The sequence below is a fragment of the Pseudoxanthomonas sp. SE1 genome (assembly GCF_029542205.1).
Taxonomy (GTDB): domain Bacteria; phylum Pseudomonadota; class Gammaproteobacteria; order Xanthomonadales; family Xanthomonadaceae; genus Pseudoxanthomonas_A.
Genome location: NZ_CP113783.1, coordinates 96,839 through 114,811 on the forward strand (window position 1 = coordinate 96,839; position 17,973 = coordinate 114,811).

Sequence of the window (17,973 nt, forward strand, 5' to 3'; positions counted from 1 at the left end):
GGGCCGCCGGGGGCGCGTATTGTCGCCGGCCGCGTCGGCGCGGGCCACTCTCAGCGGCGCGGGCGGCCTTCGTCCGCGCCGCCGGGGACATACCCGGGCGGGCCGAACAGGGTCATGCCCACCTGCCGCAGACCGCGCGCCCGGCGCAGGTCGCGGCCCAGCTTCATCCACGCGTGGAGGGCGATCTTCACCGGGTTGTAGCTGTGCACCGGGTCCACCAGCCCGTAACGGATCGGCACGCCGGGCATTTCCTCGCGGCAGGTGCCGAACAGGCGGTCGAACACGATCAGCACGCCACCGTAGTTGCAGTCCAGGTACTCGGGATTGCTGGCGTGGTGCACGCGGTGGTGCGCGGGCGTGTTGAAGACGAACTCGATGGGGCGCGCCAGCCGCGGCACCAGCTCGGTATGCAGCCAGTACTGGTACAGCAGGTTCACCGCCAGCGCACCGATCACATAGGGCACCGGGAAGCCCAGCCACACCAGTGGCCCGAAGAACACCGCGGCACCGGTCAGCTTGCCGGTCCAGCCCAACCGGTAGGCGGTGGAGAGGTTGTACTGCGTGGCCGAGTGGTGGACCGAATGGTTCAGCCAGAACCAGCGCACGCGGTGGTCGGCGCGGTGCATCCAGTAGTAGCAGAACTCCTGGCCGACGAAGAGCGCCACCCAGTGCCAGGGCCGGTCCATCGCGATCGTGGTCAGGCGGAGCTCCCAGATCGCGAACAGCAACACCGCCACCACGCCACCCTGGACCACCAGGCCGAGCAGCGCGCGGCCGGCGGCATCGCCGAGCGAAGCCCAATAGCCTTTCCAGTCGTAGCGCACGCCGCGCCGCACCAGCCATGCGGCTTCCACGGCGGCGACGGCGACCAGCACCAGCAGAGGCAGGCCTGCGAACACGCGCGTGCCGTCCATCACGCGGCCTCAGCGTGCGCGACGCCCGGCCATCTTCTGGCCGGCGGCGCGCATTTCATCGGGCGAGAGCTTGCCGTCGTTGTTGGCGTCGAGGGTGTCGAAACGTTTGGCGATCCGCGGCAGTTTCGCCTCGGCTTCCGCCTTGTCGATCAGGCCATCGCCATTGGCATCGGCGGCTTTCAACCGTTCCTGCAGCGTGGCTTTCTGTTCTTCGGTCAGCGTGCGCTGCTGTGCGCCGGCCGGGGCAGCCACCAGCGCAAAGATGGACAACGTGGTGGCGAGGGGGAGCAGGATGGAACGGGACATCGGGAATCTCCGGGTGAAGTAAGGAAAAGGTGCAGGCGCGGCGGTGCGGGAATGCATCCGTGCGGCAGGGGGGAGTGCCATGCCGCCGCGCCTGCGGGAAAGCGGGTGCAGCCGGCCGATCAGTTGCCGCGCGGGCAGGCGATGGTCTCGCCGCTGGCGTTGGTGCAGGTGCCGGTGTGCGTCACCGTGCCGCCGGACACGGTCGTGCTGCCGTTGTAACTGTTGCCGTTCGCGCCGGTGGCGGTGGTGCTGCGCGCACCGCTGACGTTGCCGTCCGCGTCGCGGCTGATGCCGCCGCTGGTGCTGGCGGTGCCGCCGTTCGGACCGTTGGCATAGGCGCTGCCCTGGCGGCCCGCGCTGCCATTGGCATTGCGGTAGGCGCTGCGGTCGTAACCGGCGCTGCCGCCGTTGGCCCCGGCCACGCTGCCGCTGCGCGCGGCAGAGCCGTTGCCCTGGCCATCGGCCTGCCAGGAACGCTGGCGCTGGCTGTCGAAGCGCGCGTTGCTGCGCTCCGTGGCAACACTGCCGCCCTGGGCGGTGCGCTGCACGGCGCGGCTGCGCTCGCGGGCTTCGGCATGGTCGACGAACAGGGTGGTGGCACACAGGGCGAAGGCAGTGGCGATCAGGAACGGGGTCTTGCTCATGGCGGAATCCTCGTCGGGGGGTGGGGCCGCGCAGGGAAGCGGCGGCAGGACCACGGTAGGGCGGGCAACGGCGGCAGGTGTGTCGTGGTTGACAGCAGATGTGTCTGCCGGCGGCGCTGGAAACATCTGCTTACAAACGGGCTGCCGGCAGGGTTTGCCGGGCATCGCGGCGGCGGGCGATAGTGGCCGCATGGACGAAACTTCAGCGCGCATCCTGCTGGTGGACGACGACGTGCGGCTGCGCGAGCTGCTGGTGCGCTACCTGGAGTCGCAGGGCTTCGACGTGCGTGGCGTGGGCGATGGCGCACAGATGCGGCAGGCGCTGGATCGTGGCCACTTCGACCTGATCGTGCTGGACCTGATGCTGCCCGGCGAGAATGGCCTGGAGATCTGTCGCCGCCTGCGCGGGCAGGGCGACGTCACGCCCATCGTCATGCTGACGGCCAAGGGCGACGAGATCGACCGCATCGTCGGCCTGGAGATCGGCGCCGACGATTACGTGCCCAAGCCGGTGAATCCGCGCGAGCTGCTGGCCCGCATCCGGTCGGTGCTGCGGCGTACGCGCCCGACGCCGGGTGCACCGCAGCCCGAGGGTGGCGACATGGTCTTCGGGCCGTTCCGACTCGACCTGGGCCGTCGCGAGCTGACCCGCGGTGGCGCATTGCTGCGGCTCACCAGCGGCGAGTTCGCCGTGCTGTCGGTGCTGCTGCGGCATCCGCGCCAGCCGCTCAGCCGCGACCGCCTGATGAGCCTGGCGCGCGGCCGCGAGCATGAGGCCTTCGAGCGCAGCATGGACGTGACCATCGCGCGCCTGCGCCGGCTGCTGGAAGACGACCCGCGCCAGCCGCGCCTGATCCAGACGGTGTGGGGCGTGGGCTATGTGTTCGTACCGCCGGAAGCGACGCCATGAAGTCGCCGCTGCCGCGCAGCGTATTCGGCCAACTGGCGCTGGTCATCGCCCTGGTGCTGGTCGGCGCGGGCGTGCTGGCGCTCCTGCTTGGGCGCGAACTGGCCACGCGGCCGGCGGCCGACCAGTTGCTGCGCGCGATGCAGGGCTTCGCTGAAGTGGTGGAAGCGCTTGATCAGCACCAGCCGCATGCGCGCACCGTGCAGCAGCTGCGCGATGCCGGGCTGGAGGTGCGCAGCACGCCGCCCGCCGACGCAAGACCGCGCTTCGCCCCGTTGCTGCGCGAACTGCGCGCGCAGGCGGCAGGCACGCTGGGCGCCGGCCGCGAACTGCGGATGGATGCCGGGCGCGGGCTGCGGGTGATCTGGCTGAAGCCGGCCACGCGCGAGCCGCTGTGGGTGTCGTTCGCCTACGACCGACCCGGCACCGGCATGCGCCGCTTCTCGGTGTTCATGCTGGTGGGATGTGTGGCGCTGGTCTGGCTGGCCGCCGCGCATTTCGCGCGCCGGCTGGTGCAGCCGCTGCGCCAGCTCGCGGCCGCGGCGCCGGCCATCGTGCGAGGCGATGCGCCACCGCCGGTGCATGCGCGTGGCCCGCGCGAGGTGGCGGACCTGGCGCAGGCGCTGGGCGATGCCAGCCGGGACGTCCGTGCGGCGGCGGAAGAACGCGCACTGTTGCTCGCCGGCATCTCGCACGACCTGCGCACACCACTCACCCGCCTGCAGTTCGCACTTGAGATGGTGCCCGACACCGATCCGGACCTGACCCGCAGCATGCATCGCGACATCGCCGAGATGGATGCCATCCTCGGCCAGTTCATCGCTTTCGCACGCGATGGCCGCGACGAAGGCAGCGAGACCGTCGACCTGGCCGCGATCTGCCGCCACGCGGTCGCCGCGGCATCGAAAGGATGGCGTGTCGACCTGCCGGACCATGCGTTGCTGTCCGGCAAGCCGATGGCGCTGTTGCGCGCGGTGGAGAACCTGCTGGTCAACGCCGAGCGGCATGGCGCGTTGCCATTGTCGTTGCAGCTGTGGGCCGAAGGCGCGGCATGGGTGGTCGAGGTCGCCGACGGCGGCCCCGGTCTCTCCGCCGACGCGGCCGAGCGCGCGCGGCAGCCCTTCGTCCACGACCAGGCGCAGGGCGGCAGCGGGCTGGGCCTGCCCATCGTCGACCGCGTGGCCCGCCAGCACGGCGGCGAACTGCGGTTGCTGTCGAACACGCCCCACGGCCTGCGCGCGCAATTGTGGTTGCGCGCGGGCTGATCTCCCCATCGAGGTGATGCCATGAAGACGATGCTGTTCCGCGCGGGCCTGTTGGGATGCGTCCTGTTCGCTGCGCTGCCGCCGCTTGCGGCGCAGACCTTCCGCGAACGCCTGCAACAGGCGCGTGAAGCCTCGCGCCAGCCTGCCGCGCGTGTGCCCTCGCTCCCGGAAGGAGCGCGCGCGCTGCGCGATATCGCCTATGGCGCGGATCCGCGCCAGCGCTTCGATGTCTACCTGCCTGCGCAAACGCGCAACGCGCCGGTGATCCTGTTCGTGCATGGCGGCGGATGGGAGAACGGCAACAAGGACAATCCCGGCGTGGTGGAGAACAAGGCGGCCTACTGGTTGCCGAAGGGGTACATCCTCGTATCCACCAACTACCGCATGCGGCCGGACACCGCGCCGCTGGAGCAGGCGCGCGACGTGGCACGCGCACTGGCGGTCGTGCAGGAACATGCGCCGGACTGGAACGCCGATCCCTCGCGCGTGCTGTTGATGGGGCATTCCGCCGGCGCGCATCTGGCCGCGCTGGTCGGCGCCTCGTCCACGCTCTGGCGCGAGGCTGGCGCAGCGAGGCCGCGTGGCGTGGTGTCGCTGGACAGTGGCGCGCTGGATGTGCCGTTGACCATGCAGAAACCGCCGCTGCCCGGCATCTACGACCGCGCGTTCGGCAAGGATCGCGATGAGTGGATCGCCGCGTCGCCCTGGCACCAGCTCACCCGAGACGCGGTGCCGATGCTGTTCGTCTGTTCCTCGCGCCGCAAGGACGCCTGTCCGCAGGGCCGCGCGATGGTGGAGAAGGCGAGGACGCTGGGGGTCGCGATGGAGGTGCTGCCCGAAGACCTCTCGCATGGCGAGGTGAATCACCTGCTGGGTGCGCCGTCGGCTTACACGGAGGCCGTGGACACGTTCGTGCGCAAACGGCTGTAGGAGTCCTGAGAGAAAGTTCCCTCGCCCCGTGAAACGGGGAGAGGGTGCCGAAGGCGGGTGAGGGGCAAACGGAGTCGCGGCCCTGCAGTTCCCCACATCACTCCGCGTTCGATCAACAGGGGGGTACGACTTGGCGGAAGCATCTGCGCCAAAAGCACTCCGCATCCGCCCCCGTATCCAGTACGGGGCAGGCTCTCCGGGCACCTTCTCCCGCTAGCGGGGAGAAGGAAAGGGGCAATGCCTAGCGCACCAGCAACGGCAACGCCTGCGCTGCGGTCGCCCGCCAGACGTGGTCCGCCTCCGCCGACAAAGCCGTCGGTTCCGGATTGATCTCCACCACAGTCGCGCCATGGCGGCGAGCCAACGCGGGCAGTCCGGCGGCCGGGTACACCAGACCCGATGTACCCACGACCAGCATCAGCGCACAACGTGTAGCCGCATCGACCGCCGTCGCCCAGGCGTCATGCGGAAGCGCTTCGCCGAACCACACCACGCCCGGGCGGATGTGCCCGCCGCAGGCCATGCACCGCATCGGTTCGACACGCTGCGCGTCGTCCACGTAGTCGTCCAGCGCACCATCATGCAGGCGTTCGCAGGCGAAGCAGCGCAACGCGAACAGGCTGCCATGCACATGCGCGTCGACGATGCTGCCGGCGCGCTCGTGCAGGTCATCCACGTTCTGGGTGACCAGCGATAGCGACAAGCGTTGCGCCAGTTCCGCCAGGGCGCGATGACCGGCATTCGGCTCCGCCTCGCGGACCAAGTGCATCCGCCAGCGGTACCAGCCCCAGACCAGCGCAGGATCCTCGCGCCACGCCTCGACAGTCGCCAGCCGCATCGGATCGAACCGCGACCACAGGCTGTCGTGCGTGCCGCGGAAGGTGGGGATGCCGCTCTCGGCCGACATGCCGGCGCCGGTCAGCACGCAGACGTGGCCGCCGCCGTCGATCGTCCGGCGCAGCACGTCGTCGATCGCAGCGGGCACGGCGTCCATGTGTTCAGGCCTTGTGCGGGGTGGCCAGGTATTCGGCGCTCTGCATCTCGATCAGGCGCGAAGCGGTGCGCTCGAACGCGCCCTGCAGCCGCGTGCCGGTGTACAACGCCGTGGGCGCTTGCGCCGCGGTGCAGACCAGGTTGACGTGGCGGTCGTACAGCTCGTCGACCAGGTTGACGAAGCGGCGCGCGGCATCTTCATTCAGCGCGTCGAAGCGCGGGATGTCGCCGAGCAGCAGCGTATTGAACTCGTGCGCGATCTCGATGTAGTCCGTGGTGCCGCGCGGACCTTCGCACAGCGCGACGAAGTCGAACCAGGCGATGCTCTTGCCGCGCCCGCGCACCGGGATCTTGCGGCTGTCGATCTCGATGTTGCCTCCGTGCGCCGCTTCGCCGCCGCTCAGTTCGCGCCAGCGCATCGCCAGCCAGTCGTCGGCCGCGCCATCCAGCGGCGTGCGATATACCGGCGAACGCGTCAGCGCGCGCAGACGGTAGTCTTCCTGGCCGTCGGAACGCAGCACCACGCAGTGCTGCTGCAGCAGGTCGATGGCCGGCAGGAAGCCCGCGCGCTGCAGCCCGTCCCGGTACAGGTTCTGCGGTGCGGTGTTGGACGTGGTCACCAGCGCGATGCCTTCGGCGAACATGCGTTCCAGCAGCCGCGCCAGCAGCATCGCGTCGCCGATGTCGGTGACGAAGAACTCGTCCAGCACCAGCACGCGCAGCTTGCCGCGCACCTCGCGCACGATCTTCGCCAGCGGGTCGCTTTCGCCGGCATGCAGGCGCAGGCGCTCGTGCACGCCGCGCATGAAGCGGTGGAAGTGGGTGCGGTACTTGCCCCCGCCTTCCCCGTGCGCCTTGTTCTGCGAGACCGAATAGGTGGGCAGCGGCAGGTTGTCGTAGAACAGGTCCACCAGGAAGGTCTTGCCGCGACCGACTTCGCCCCAGTAGTACAGCCCCTTGACGGTTTCCGGTGGCTTGCCGAACAGCCTGCCGAACAGACCGGACGATGCCGGCTCCGCCAGCAACGCCGCATGGATGCGGTCGAGTTCGGCCAGCGCCGGATGCTGCGCCGGATCGTCCTGCCATTGGCCTTCCGAGGCGCCGCGCGCGTAGACCTGCGACGGCGTGGGCGCCGTGTCCCGTACGTCGTCCGCCATCACGCCGGCACGTAGGCTTTCATGGCGTGCTTGATGGCGCCGCGCAGGTCCATCAGCTTGCGGTGGAAGAAGTGGCTGGTTTCCGGCATGCGGATCAGTTCCGGCGGCTGCTTCAGCGAATCGATCCAGTCGTACACCGCCTGCGGTTCGACGACTTCGTCCTCTTCACCCTGGATCACCAGCCACGGGCAGGCCGGCGGCGTGATCGCCTTGAAATCCCAGCGGCCGGCGGGCGGCGCGATCGACACCAGCGCATCGGGCTGCAGTGCGTCGGTGGCACGCAGCGAGACATAGGCACCGAAGCTGAAACCGGCCAGCCACAGCTGCGTGCCGGGCCGCTGCTCGCGTATCCACTGCACGACGGCGCGCAGGTCATCCACTTCGCCATCGCCGTGGTCGAACAAGCCGGCGGATGCGCCGGTGCCGCGGAAGTTGAAACGCACCGTCACCGCGCCGAGTTCGCGCAGGCTGCGTGCCGTCATCACCACGACCTTGTTGTGCATCGTGCCGCCCTCGGTGGGCAGCGGATGACAGATCACGGCGGTGACCGGCTTCACCGGTTCGCCGTCCTCGGGCCAGTCGACATGGGCTTCCAGCGGGCCCTCGGGGCCTGCCAGCGTGATCGGGCCGGACGCGGTGGGGAATGCGGGTGCGTTCATGCCGACATGATAAGCCCAGAGCCACGCAGGGCTGCGGACGGCGCGTGCCGGCATGTCGCGGCGGGATCAGCCCGGCGCGGTACGCGGATCGCGCAGGCCGGCCATGGCGACCATCAGGGTGGCGTGGATCTCGTCCAGATCCGGATTCGAACAGGCCCACCCTTGGTCGTGCGCATCTTCCAGCGGGCCCGCTCCGTCGTCCCACGAGGCGACCGCGAGCGGGTCGTGCTGCTGGACCCACCACAGGTTGCCGGAAGGATCCTGGAAGCGCGCCAGGGTGTCGCCGAAGAACGGCGTCGGTCGCGTCACCACCTGCGCACCGCGTTGCACGGCATGCACCAGGGTCGCGGCCGCATCCGCCACGTAGACGCGTGTCAGCGCCGGCGTGAACGGCCAGTCCGGCTTGCGGTCGGCAAGGGTCAGTAACGCGTCGCCGATGCGCAGTTCGGCGTGCAGGATCAGGCCGTCGGCATCCAGCGTGCGCGCTTCGGGGACTTCTTCCGCGCCAAAGACATCGACAAGAAACGCGATCAGGTCGCTGGCGCGATCGGTGATCAGGAACGGGTTGACCATGTTCGAACCGACGGGAACCGGGATCGTGCGTGCCATGGACTTGCTTCCATCCGGGAGGGAAGCGTGATGGTTGCCCGCATCGCGGTCAGGCGCGGCCCGCGGCGATGCGGCGCCTGCGGAATGCATGGGCATCGACGAAAGGCGCAGGCGCGCCGGCAAGCGCCTGTGCGATCCTGCCATCCCCACGCACTGCTCCGATGTCCATGGCATTCGATGCCTTCGCCCTGATCCTCACCATGCTGGCGCTCGGCATGGTGTTCGCGCGCCTGCGCGTATTTCCCGACAACGCCGCCGACGTGCTCAACCGCGTGGTGCTGTACGTCTGCCTGCCTGCCGCCGTGCTGACCTATGTGCCGCGCCTGCACGTGGACGTGTCGTTGCTGGGCGTGATCGCCACGCCGTGGGTGCTGACCGTCGCCACCGTGGCGCTGGTGGCGCTGGCGACGCGCATCTTCAGGTTCCGCCGCGACGAGCACGCCGTGCTGCTGCTGTGCGTGGCGCTGTGCAACAGCAGCTTCATCGGCTATCCGATGGTGCGTGCGCTGCTGGGCGAGCACGCGCTGCCTTACGCGGTGGTCTACGACCAGTTCGGCACCTTCGTCCTTCTGTCCACCTTCGGCCTGTACGTGCTGGCGCGCTACGGCGGCGATGCGCCACCGACCGCACGCGAGATCGGCCTGCGCATCGTGAAGTTTCCGCCGGTGTGGGCGCTGCTGTTCGGCCTGACCCTGATGCCGGAACAGCCGCCGGCCTGGATCGCATCCGCATTGCAGAAGCTCGCCGACGCGCTATTGCCGCTGGTGATGCTGGCGGTCGGCCTGACCATCCAGCTGAAGCTGCCGCGCGATGAAGTGAAGCCGCTGGCGGTGGGCCTGCTGCTGCGGCTCATCGTCATGCCGGCGCTCGCGCTGCCGTTGTCGCTCGCCTTCGGCATGACCGGCGAGATGCTGCAGGCCAACGTGCTGGAGTCGGCCATGCCCACCATGATCACCGCTGCCGCACTCGCGATCTCGCACCAGCTGGCCCCGCGCCTGGCCGCCGCACTGGTGGGCTACGGCATCCTGCTGTCGCTGGTGACGCTGCCGATGTGGGCGTGGATTGCGCACCTGCTGGTGTCCTAGTCGCCACGCTTGATGCGCGAGGCACTCGCGTGCGAACGTCGCTGTCGGTTCCCGGCAGGGGTGGATCATGCGCAAGGCAGTGCACGCGGGCTTATGGTGGGTGCTGGTGGTGGCGTCGTGGATGCCCTCGCTGGTAATGGCGCAGGAAGGCGCGCCCACCGAGGTGTCCAGCCGCGTCGAGTCGGATCCACGTCTGGCGGCGACCAGCAAGGCTTGGCACGCAGCGTGGCGAACGAACGTCGAAGCCCATCTTAGAGCCGTCGCCGCGCGGGGGGTGCCGCGCGATCTGTTGGTGGCGGGCTGGCTGTGGCCCGACGAAGAGCGTGCAGAACGCATCCCGACGGACGCTGCTTTCTTCGGTCCACAAGCACGTGCCTGGATACAAGCGGCCTACGATGGCTCGCGCGGCGACGATGTGCTGGTGGATTGGGCGCTGTTGAATGCTTGCCCGGTGACCGGAGCCGACTGCGACCGGATCATGCTGCTGCGGCGCCTGATGGTGGCCGATCCCGGCAATGCCGAGATCCTGCTCACCGCCTACCAGGATGCTATCGGGCGGAACGACACGGTGGCGGCCGAACGCTACTGGCAAGCTGCGTCTGCAGGTACGCGCTACCACTCGCGCATAAACGAGCTGGGCACGCTGATGATGTCCGAACTGCGAAGGGTGCCGGCGCCCGTCCTCGATCCCACGCTCGCCGCCGCGATCGGCGAGGATGCCCACCTCGGTCGCGATGCCACGCCACGCGACATGGCGGACTTCGTGGTGATGGCGCGTATCGCCGCCATCGCGGTGCCGACGCTCGTCCCCATACGGGATCGCTGCACCGCCCAGGTGGGCTCTCTTCCGTCCGCCGCGCGTTCGGCATGCCGGCGTGTCTACACGTTGCTAGCCGACGATGAGACGATCCTGATCTCGCAGATGCTCGGTCTGCCGCGCCTGGTCGAGTGGGCGGATACCGATGCAGAGCGTGCTGCCGCCCGCGAGCGCCTGCGGCGTTTTGCATGGGTCTACGAGAGCCTGCGTCGTCTGAGCGATCCTTCCGTACCGGAACAGAAGATGCCCGAGGACTACATCGACCATCTGTTCCGAGAAGGCGAGTTCGCGACGCTGCGTCGACTGATGCAGATCAACGGGATCGCCGCTGAGCCGCCTTCGGGATGGTTGCCCGCTCACCAAGGCTGGCGCGAGCTCCTGACGGGCGCGCCGATCCCTGCCACCCACTAAGCCTTCGCACCGCGTTGACCGCACCGATGCAAGCATCGCCGCTGGAGGATCACGCCATGTTCGACGGATGGGAGGCGCAGGCAGCGGTGGTCGCCCGCATCGCGTTCGCGATGCTGCTGGGCGGTGTCATCGGCCTGGAGCGCGAGATGAAGGACCGGCCGGCCGGCTTCCGCACGCACACGCTGGTGGCCGGTGCGGCGGCCATGCTCACCGGCATGGGCGACATGATGCTGGCGCAGGCGCAGCACGACCATGACGGTCGCGTGCAGATCGATCCGTTCCGGCTGGTGGAAGCGGTGATCGCCGGTGTCGCCTTCATCGGCGCCGGCACCATGATCGCGCATCGCGGTCGCGTGGTCGCCGGCATCACCACGGCGGCATCGCTGTTGATGGTGGCCGTGATCGGCGTGGCGGTCGGCTTCGGCCATGGTTGGCTGGCCCTGCTGGCCACGCTGCTCACCCTTGCGGTGCTGTCGGTGCTCGCGTGGCTGGAGCGTCGCATGACGCGCCACGACGACGCAGGCTAGCGATCAGAAATCGCGAATCCTGCCCGGCAATGCAGCCGCGCTCTTCACGCGATCAGGCGCCGCGTGGCGTTGCGGCGGTGCCCGGTATCGCGGGCGCTCTCCGACCACGCATCGGCGATGATCCGGACCGCCTGCACCAGCTGCGCTTCCGGCTTGGCGTACGGAATCCGCAACCAGGTGTCGGCGCCACCTTCCACGCTGAAGACCGGGCCCGGCGCCAGATAGACGCCCTTGCGCTCCACGTCGGCGGCCAGCTGCGTGGCGCTGCCATGCGGCATCTTCACCCATAACGTCAGGCCGCCGTCGGGCAGGCGGAAACACCAGCCCGGCAGGTGCTCATGCAGTGCCTGCGCCAGCGCGTCGCGCCGTTGCCGCAGCTGCGTACGCCGCGTGGCGAGCGCGCCGTCCGCCTCCAGCATTTCCGCGACCACCAACTGGTCGAACAGGGAACTGCCCAAGTCCATCTGCACGCGTGCGGCGATGATGCGGTCGACCGCCGGCCGTGGCGCGCGGATCCAGCCCACGCGCAGGCCGCCCCAGCACAGCTTCGATGCGCTGCCGATGGTGAAGGCATCCGTCGCGTGCGCGGCGAACGGAGCGGGCATGGGATCGTCCGACAGGCAGGTCGATTGCAGCGTCTCGTCGATGATCGCGGTGGTCCGCGTCGCCTGCAGCGCGGCGGCGTAGCGGGCACGCTGGCCGTCGCGCATCAGGAAGCCGGTGGGGTTCTGGAAATCCGGAATCAGGTAGGCCGCGCGTGGCGATGTCTGCCTGAGCGTGGCCTCGATGGCCGCCAGGTCCCAGCCTTCCTCGCCGAGCGGATCGGCCATCGGGGCACTCACCAGCCGGGCACCGCCCAGGCGCAGCGCTTCGATCGCGTTCGAGTACACCGGCGACTCGATCATGATGCGGTCGCCGGGTCGCGACAGTGCGCGCGCGATGATGGCGATGGCCGACAGCGCCCCCGAGGTGATCACGATCTGCTCCGGCGCGGTGGGCAGTCCGCGCCGCACGTACGATGCCGCGATGAGCGCGCGCAGCACCGGCAGGCCCGAGGGCAGGTAGCCGTCGCTGGCCAGGTAGGCCGGCAGTGCGGCCATGGCGCGCTCGTACGCCGCGGCGACGCCGGGCGTGGCCGCACCGGCGGCGCAGTTGAGATCGATCACCCCTTCCGTCGACGCCGCCGTACCGAGGGCGTGCAGGGCATGGTCGTGCGCGCGCCGGCGGTCGAGCGGCACGGTCGCATACGTGCCGGCCCCTTGGCGGGCGGTGGCGAACCCGGCCGCGACCAGGTCCGCGTAGGCCCGGGTGACGGTATTGCGGGACACGCCCAGCGCCTGGGTGACGGCGCGTTCGCTGGGCAGGCGGGTGCCCAGCGGGATGCGGCCATCGCCGATCAGTTCCTCCAGCGCCTTGCGCAGGCCCCGGTAGGCCGGGGTACGGGGGAAGTCACCCACGAGGGTGGCGAGGTGGTCGGGTGCCAGTGATCTGTCCATGGGGCCACTATCGCAGGATTGGCTCTATCAGAAAGAGCCAATTGCAACGATGGTGGCCTCATGAAACCGCTCACCTCTCCCCCCGGACTCGCCAATCTCGGACCGCTCGCGCAACTGAAAGCCGGCCGCCTGCCCGAACGCCTGCTGCGGCTGGGCGTGGGCCTGTGGCTGTATGGCCTGGCCATCGCGCTGATGATCGAAGGGGCCGTCGGCGCCTCGCCCTGGGATGTCTTCCATCTGGGCGTATCGCAGCACGTGCCGCTGTCCTTCGGCATGGTGATGGTGGTGACCGCCGTCGCCGTGTTGCTGGCCTGGGTTCCCCTGCGCCAGATGCCCGGGCTGGGCACGGTCGCCAATACCCTGCTGCTGGGTCCGTTCGCGGACCTCAACCTCGCCTTGCTCGGCACGCCGGAAGGCCTGCCCCTGCGCTGCGCCTACCTGCTGGCCGGCGTGGTGCTGTGCGCCCTCGCCACCGCGATGTACATCGGCGCGCAGTTGGGGCCGGGTCCGCGCGACGGATTGATGACGGGACTCGCGCGCCGTACCGGCTGGTCGATCCGCAGTATCCGCACGCTGATCGAAGTCACCGTGCTGGTCATCGGCATGTTGCTCGGTGGCGTCGCCGGTGTCGGCACCGTGCTGTTCGCGTTCGGCGTGGGCCCGCTGACCCAGTTCTTCCTGCGCTACCTGGTGGTGCCGCTGGAGGCGCCGAAGGCGGTCGCGCTCGGCGAGGAAACACCATGACGTCCACCGTGCTGCGCTACAGCGCCTTCACCACCGATCCGCAGGGCGGCAATCCCGCCGGCGTGGTGCTGGACGCGCGTGGCCTCGACGCTGCCGCCATGCAGCGCATCGCCGCCGAGGTGGGCTATTCGGAAACTGCGTTCCTGCTGCCGCGCGCGGACGGGGATCTCGATGTGCGCTACTTCAGTCCGCTGGCCGAAGTGAGCTTCTGCGGGCACGCCACCATCGCGGCGATGGTCGCGCAGGCGCACGCACACGGTCCCGGCGATGTCGTGCTGCACACGCAGGCGGGACGCGTGCGGGTGATGGTCGATGCCGGATTCGTCGCCACGCTGACCAGCGTCGCGCCGCGCATCGATGCGTTGTCGTCCGCCGATCTGGACGCGTTGCTTGCGGCGCTGGGTTGGCGCCACGACGAACTCGATTCCGCTTTGCCGCCCGGGCTGGCGTATGCGGGTGCATGGCATCCGGTGATCGCCGCCGCATCGCGCGCGCGCCTGGCCGAGCTGCATTACGACTTCGATGCCCTCGCCGCGTTGATGGCAGCACGCGGCTGGACCACCATCAATCTGGTGTGGCGCGAGAACGTGCACACGCTGGATGCGCGCAATCCCTTCCCGCCGGGCGGCGTGGTGGAAGATCCGGCCACCGGCGCGGCCGCCGCCGCGCTGGGTGCGTATCTGGCGTCACAGGAGCGGTTGCCCAACGATCGCAGGTTCACCATTCACCAGGGGCATGATCTCGGACGCCCGAGTGTGTTGCGGGTGGAGGTGCCGGTGGATGTAAGCGAGGGAGTGCGGGTGAGTGGGACGGCGGTGGAGATTGTGGTGGGGGATTGACCTCAGCCATCATCCCAAGTTGGGTTGATGAACCAAGTGCGAAGCATGCACGAGATGCTTGCGCACTATGCATTCTGGCCTGCATCCGATATGTGTTTGTGCGGTTATGCATCCCCTACCTTGACGCCTCCGCTGTAGGCCGTGAACATCCGAGCTACCGCCCCGGTAATTGGGGTCTACTGGGCGTTAGGTGGCACATGGGCATCTTCGATTTTTTCAGGAGCACCGGCGCTGAACCTGTGCAGGAAGTCGATCTCGGCGCGCTTGGCCTCGCGTGCTGGTCAGAAGATGATGAGTCTTGGTGTGGAAAATACGGCGACCTGAAGTTCTACCTAGCATATGAACGTGCGTCGCCAGAGCCCGCGGTGGAACTGGTCGCTTATTGCCAATCCACCCTCATTGACGACAGCTGGTTGCTGAGAGCCGTTGAAGATGCAAAATCGGAATACCTGCGCAAGTGGCCGCAGTATCAACACGAATTGGCTACCTTAAAGATTGAGTCGTTGCGCTACTCAATGCACAACTCTACCAAACGAGTCAGTTGCCAGCTCGGTTTCGGCCAACATGATCGCTTCTGGGTCGTCGACTTCATTGACGGCCAAAGCAAAGGCCTGGGATTCGATACATGAAGGCGCGACCCAACAATTCATTCAAGCCTAACCCGCTTCGCGGGTCGGCTTAATTCATGCGCTAACCCGCACGTCCAACTATGAGCCCACTTGAAGTCCTTGATGCAGAATTTGCAGGCGCCAGCGACAGGGCTGCATCGATTGTGGCTGCAGCAGTCCTGGATGACACACTGCGACAGCTTTTAGAGGCGGCGCTCGTGCCGGAGCGGCCCTCCGGACTGGATCCGTTCGCCCCAGGACAAGAGCTGGGCTCATTCATGAGCCGCGTAAAAATGGCCTTCCTTCTCGGCTTAATCGACGACTCTGAGAGAAAGCGTTTGGCGCTTGTGGCAAAGATCCGGAACGAGTTTGCGCATCTAGCCCAGGACATGAGGTTCGATAGTCCTAGAGTTGCCGACAGGTGTCGAGAGCTCTCTCCTCCTTCAGAGCTTGTTCCTCCCCGTTTTGTTCCCGAGAAGTTGGAGATTGAACGGCTTCGTGAGTTCAAGACGCCTCTCGCTGACCGAGGATCCTCGCGCTATGTTTGAGGAGGCGACTTTGTTCCTTCTCTACGTGCTAAAGGGGCGCATCGCTCAAGCCAAGTTCAAGCAGACCACTAGCCCCTCACCGTTCAAGAACGCTGCGGAGCCGGCTGGAGAGCACTTGGCACATGCCATGGTCGCAAAGCGCCGCGCAATCGACACCGGTGCTTCAGCCGAAGAAATCGCCAAGCTAACGGACCTAGTGACAAAACTAGCCAACATCGTAGTTTTCGCGGCGGCTGGAGCAAATAAGCCTAAGGCTGACGGTTCTGCCGGCGCGGACTAAGTCAAGCCGACGCCGTTTCGCGGCGCAGTCAAGTTTAGGAGGCAGCTCAAGATGCAATCCGCAAACGCTTGGAAACAATCCGGCCGCATCTCGATCTGGCGATACACCGAGAACGAGCGGAGCTATCCGGGGTGGCATCTCAATGCAGATCGTGTCGGGTGTCAGTCACTCCTGACGCTGCTCGACGCATTGACCGCTGACGGGACTGGCTCCCGCTCGATCGCCATCACTGCACCGACGAAGGCCGAGCTTGGCGTGCCAAACAACATGCGTGGCCAAGCTGCCTGGGTCGCTCCGGAAAAGCTGCGGCTTACGCTTTCCCCAGTCGCGGAGCAGTGGTCTTTTCCTCCTAACCTGGATCCGGCCGCAATCGAGGTAGGCTCGACCTGGCTTCAGGCGCTTCGCGAAGGCATCGCCGGCATTCCAGAGGGTCGCGGGGACTACGCTATCGGCAAGGGCAGTCTTCGACTCTGGTTCTGGTGGGGAGGCAGGGCGTAGCGCGTAGGATGGGTTGAGCCGCAGGCGATACCCATCACAATTGTTCCCGTCTGTGGGAAGGCATGGTGGAGCAGCGCAATGCTGGATACCTCGTTTGCGCTGGACCTTTCAGATCCACGTGATGGGTATCGCCTATGGCTCAACCCATCCTACGAGTCTAAAGATTCATTCAAGCCACACCCGCTGTGCTGCTCGGCTTGATACAGGTACGAACGAGCCAATGGAAGAATACGAGCGCAATATCCTCCAGCACATCGAAGACCACGGGTGCAGCGTCACCTCCGTCTTCGACCCGGACGAGAAGGAGCCGCCGTTCTCGTACTCCATTGGCATCGCCAGGTCATCCGGCGCGCCGGAGATCATCATCGTCGGGCTCAACGCCAAGCTGTCGCACTCGGTGGTCAACGAGTACAACCGCCGGTGCCAGGCGGGCGAACGGTTCCAGCCCGGCGTTCTCTACCTGGGCTTCCTCGACGGATTCGCCGTTCAATTCGGCCCGGTTGCGCGGGAGCATCGCGCCGGCTACATGCGCTCCGCCTGCTGGTTGCACGACGGCCCCGATTTCGAGGCCGTGCAACTCATCTGGCCCACCACCTCGGGCGTATGGCCGTGGGAGTCGGCGGCATCGGAATGGTTCCGCAGCAACCAGCCATTGCTTTCGAGTGAGTAGGATGGGTTGAGCCGCAGGCGATACCCATCACCTTCGTTTCCGTTCGTGGGAACGCATGCTGGAGCGGCGCAATGCCGGATGCTTCATTCGCGCTTGGCCTTCCGGATTGCGCGTGATGGGTAGACCGGCTTCGCCGTTGAAAGCCGCCTGCGGCTCAACCCATCCTACGAATTCGTCTGCGTATGCGGCGCTTCAGTCGTGCCGCAACGCCCTGATCGGGTCCATTTGCCCTGCTTGCCCTGCGGAGACCACCACGCCTTCTCAGACCATCGCGTTAGACTGACGACACGACCGGGGAGGATCAAGCATGAAGGCAGGCATCGACGTAAAGCGCGTCCTGCTGATGGTGACGCCTGTGGCGCTTGTACTGTGCGCTGTCGTGGTCGTTCCGGTCGTACTGGAGCGCTGGGACGACAGGCGGGCGCGTCTTGGTGCGATCCGGGCTGAAAAGCAAGCGCTGTATCGGGCGCGTCTTGAGCCGTGCTCCGGGGGCGTCGATTCAATCGGTATTGAGGAGCTTGCACCCAGACCCGGTGAAATCGGGGTGGACATCTTCCCGGCATTCGCTGCGCCGGAGGGATTCCGGCTTTCCCATGCATCCTTGTCGGGCCATGCGGGGGCCTCTGCCGCCGGTTACCTGCCGCCACCTCCTCCGCCACCCGAGCGTGCCGAAGTAAACCAGGCTACTGAACCGCTAGCGCCCAGTTACAAGACGTTCCCGCCCGTCGTCCTGCCGCAAGCACTCGGAACGCGCGCGCTGGAGACGCTGAAAGCGGAAATAGATCATGCGGATGCTGCCGGATCGATGGGGCTTGATGGGGTCACATACATCCTGCGGTACGACGATAAATGCGCGTCCGCATGGTCACCCGCGCCCGGCACACGCGCGCACAAGATCATTGGTCTGGTGAATGCGCTAGATTCGCTGAGCAAGGAAGATGCAAGCGAGGCCGCCACCTTGCATGCGGACGTTTCAAGGTGGATCGCCGAACTGGAATCGGACACGCGCGAACTCGCCGATTGAGCGAGCGAGTAAGATAGGTTGAGCCGCAGGCGATACCCATCA

General features: G+C 67.4%; 21 protein-coding genes and 1 pseudogene. 14 read left to right on the forward strand and 8 right to left on the reverse strand.

Going from position 1 to position 17,973, the window contains the following annotated elements:
• Positions 1-50: 50 nt before the first annotated feature.
• The 3 genes and pseudogenes from OY559_RS00465 to OY559_RS00475 all read right to left on the reverse strand — a co-directional run bounded on the left by OY559_RS00465 (position 51) and on the right by OY559_RS00475 (position 1,864).
• Positions 51-914, reverse strand: coding sequence for a sterol desaturase family protein (locus tag OY559_RS00465; protein ID WP_277728109.1), 864 nt, complete (start codon positions 912-914; stop codon positions 51-53).
• Between the two features lie 51 nt (positions 915-965).
• Positions 966-1,085: pseudogene (locus OY559_RS00470) on the reverse strand (hypothetical protein); the annotation flags it as partial.
• A 254-nt stretch (positions 1,086-1,339) separates the two neighbouring features.
• Positions 1,340-1,864 (reverse strand): hypothetical protein, encoded by a 525-nt coding sequence (locus OY559_RS00475; RefSeq protein ID WP_277728110.1) that lies wholly within the window; start codon positions 1,862-1,864, stop codon positions 1,340-1,342.
• Between the two features lie 190 nt (positions 1,865-2,054).
• Here OY559_RS00475 and ompR point away from each other — a divergent pair, with 190 nt between their 5' ends.
• From ompR to OY559_RS00490, 3 genes are read left to right on the forward strand one after another with little or no spacing between them, the layout of a single operon-like run.
• Positions 2,055-2,774, forward strand: coding sequence for an osmolarity response regulator transcription factor OmpR (gene ompR / locus OY559_RS00480; protein ID WP_277728111.1), 720 nt, complete (start codon positions 2,055-2,057; stop codon positions 2,772-2,774).
• Positions 2,771-4,036, forward strand: coding sequence for an ATP-binding protein (locus OY559_RS00485; RefSeq protein ID WP_277728112.1), 1,266 nt, complete (start codon positions 2,771-2,773; stop codon positions 4,034-4,036). The genes ompR and OY559_RS00485 overlap by 4 nt, the downstream gene beginning before the upstream one ends.
• Before the next feature lie 21 nt (positions 4,037-4,057).
• Positions 4,058-4,966 (forward strand): alpha/beta hydrolase, encoded by a 909-nt coding sequence (locus OY559_RS00490; RefSeq protein WP_277728114.1) that lies wholly within the window; start codon positions 4,058-4,060, stop codon positions 4,964-4,966.
• A 241-nt stretch (positions 4,967-5,207) separates the two neighbouring features.
• Here OY559_RS00490 and OY559_RS00495 read toward each other — a convergent pair whose 3' ends face one another.
• From OY559_RS00495 to OY559_RS00510, 4 genes are all read right to left on the reverse strand, one after another.
• Positions 5,208-5,960, reverse strand: a complete 753-nt coding sequence (locus tag OY559_RS00495) for an SIR2 family NAD-dependent protein deacylase (RefSeq protein WP_277728115.1) — start codon at positions 5,958-5,960, stop codon at positions 5,208-5,210.
• 4 nt (positions 5,961-5,964) lie between these two features.
• Entirely contained in the window at positions 5,965-7,116 is a 1,152-nt protein-coding gene (zapE, locus tag OY559_RS00500) for a cell division protein ZapE (RefSeq protein ID WP_277728116.1), read from the reverse strand.
• A complete protein-coding gene (locus OY559_RS00505; RefSeq protein WP_277728117.1) occupies positions 7,116-7,775 on the reverse strand; it encodes an alpha/beta hydrolase in 660 nt (219 codons plus the stop codon). The genes zapE and OY559_RS00505 overlap by 1 nt, the downstream gene beginning before the upstream one ends.
• Positions 7,776-7,841: 66 nt before the next feature.
• Positions 7,842-8,384: a VOC family protein gene (locus OY559_RS00510; RefSeq protein ID WP_277728118.1), complete on the reverse strand. Its 543-nt coding sequence runs from the start codon at positions 8,382-8,384 to the stop codon at positions 7,842-7,844.
• Positions 8,385-8,551: 167 nt separating this feature from the next.
• Here OY559_RS00510 and OY559_RS00515 point away from each other — a divergent pair, with 167 nt between their 5' ends.
• From OY559_RS00515 to OY559_RS00525, 3 genes are all read left to right on the forward strand, one after another.
• Positions 8,552-9,469, forward strand: a complete 918-nt coding sequence (locus tag OY559_RS00515; RefSeq protein ID WP_277728119.1) for an AEC family transporter — start codon at positions 8,552-8,554, stop codon at positions 9,467-9,469.
• Positions 9,470-9,605: 136 nt separating this feature from the next.
• The gene (locus OY559_RS00520; RefSeq protein ID WP_277728121.1) at positions 9,606-10,697 is read left to right on the forward strand and encodes a hypothetical protein; all 1,092 of its coding nucleotides are present in this window, start codon (positions 9,606-9,608) and stop codon (positions 10,695-10,697) included.
• 56 nt (positions 10,698-10,753) lie between these two features.
• Positions 10,754-11,224: an MgtC/SapB family protein gene (locus OY559_RS00525; RefSeq protein ID WP_277728122.1), complete on the forward strand. Its 471-nt coding sequence runs from the start codon at positions 10,754-10,756 to the stop codon at positions 11,222-11,224.
• A 44-nt stretch (positions 11,225-11,268) separates the two neighbouring features.
• Here OY559_RS00525 and OY559_RS00530 read toward each other — a convergent pair whose 3' ends face one another.
• The gene (locus tag OY559_RS00530; RefSeq protein ID WP_277728123.1) at positions 11,269-12,720 is read right to left on the reverse strand and encodes a MocR-like transcription factor YczR; all 1,452 of its coding nucleotides are present in this window, start codon (positions 12,718-12,720) and stop codon (positions 11,269-11,271) included.
• 60 nt (positions 12,721-12,780) lie between these two features.
• On the opposite strand from OY559_RS00530, the gene OY559_RS00535 reads away from it, so the two are divergent.
• The 8 genes from OY559_RS00535 to OY559_RS00570 all read left to right on the forward strand — a co-directional run bounded on the left by OY559_RS00535 (position 12,781) and on the right by OY559_RS00570 (position 17,931).
• Positions 12,781-13,464, forward strand: a complete 684-nt coding sequence (locus tag OY559_RS00535) for a membrane protein YczE (protein WP_277728125.1) — start codon at positions 12,781-12,783, stop codon at positions 13,462-13,464.
• On the forward strand, positions 13,461-14,303 hold the full coding sequence (locus OY559_RS00540) for a PhzF family protein (RefSeq protein WP_277728127.1): 843 nt from the start codon (positions 13,461-13,463) through the stop codon (positions 14,301-14,303). Before OY559_RS00535 ends, OY559_RS00540 begins: the two co-directional genes overlap by 4 nt.
• Before the next feature lie 197 nt (positions 14,304-14,500).
• Positions 14,501-14,932: a hypothetical protein gene (locus OY559_RS00545; protein WP_277728129.1), complete on the forward strand. Its 432-nt coding sequence runs from the start codon at positions 14,501-14,503 to the stop codon at positions 14,930-14,932.
• A gap of 80 nt (positions 14,933-15,012) precedes the next feature.
• Complete coding sequence (locus OY559_RS00550; RefSeq protein ID WP_277728130.1) at positions 15,013-15,459, forward strand: hypothetical protein; 447 nt, start codon at positions 15,013-15,015, stop codon at positions 15,457-15,459.
• A 10-nt stretch (positions 15,460-15,469) separates the two neighbouring features.
• Positions 15,470-15,739, forward strand: a complete 270-nt coding sequence (locus tag OY559_RS00555; protein ID WP_277728131.1) for a hypothetical protein — start codon at positions 15,470-15,472, stop codon at positions 15,737-15,739.
• A gap of 51 nt (positions 15,740-15,790) precedes the next feature.
• The gene (locus OY559_RS00560) at positions 15,791-16,237 is read left to right on the forward strand and encodes a hypothetical protein (RefSeq protein ID WP_277728133.1); all 447 of its coding nucleotides are present in this window, start codon (positions 15,791-15,793) and stop codon (positions 16,235-16,237) included.
• A gap of 220 nt (positions 16,238-16,457) precedes the next feature.
• Positions 16,458-16,907 carry a DUF4262 domain-containing protein gene (locus OY559_RS00565; RefSeq protein WP_277728134.1) on the forward strand — a complete coding sequence of 150 codons (450 nt, stop codon included), beginning with the start codon at positions 16,458-16,460 and terminating at the stop codon, positions 16,905-16,907.
• Between the two features lie 307 nt (positions 16,908-17,214).
• Entirely contained in the window at positions 17,215-17,931 is a 717-nt protein-coding gene (locus tag OY559_RS00570; protein ID WP_277728136.1) for a hypothetical protein, read from the forward strand.
• The last annotated feature ends 42 nt before the right edge of the window (positions 17,932-17,973 follow it).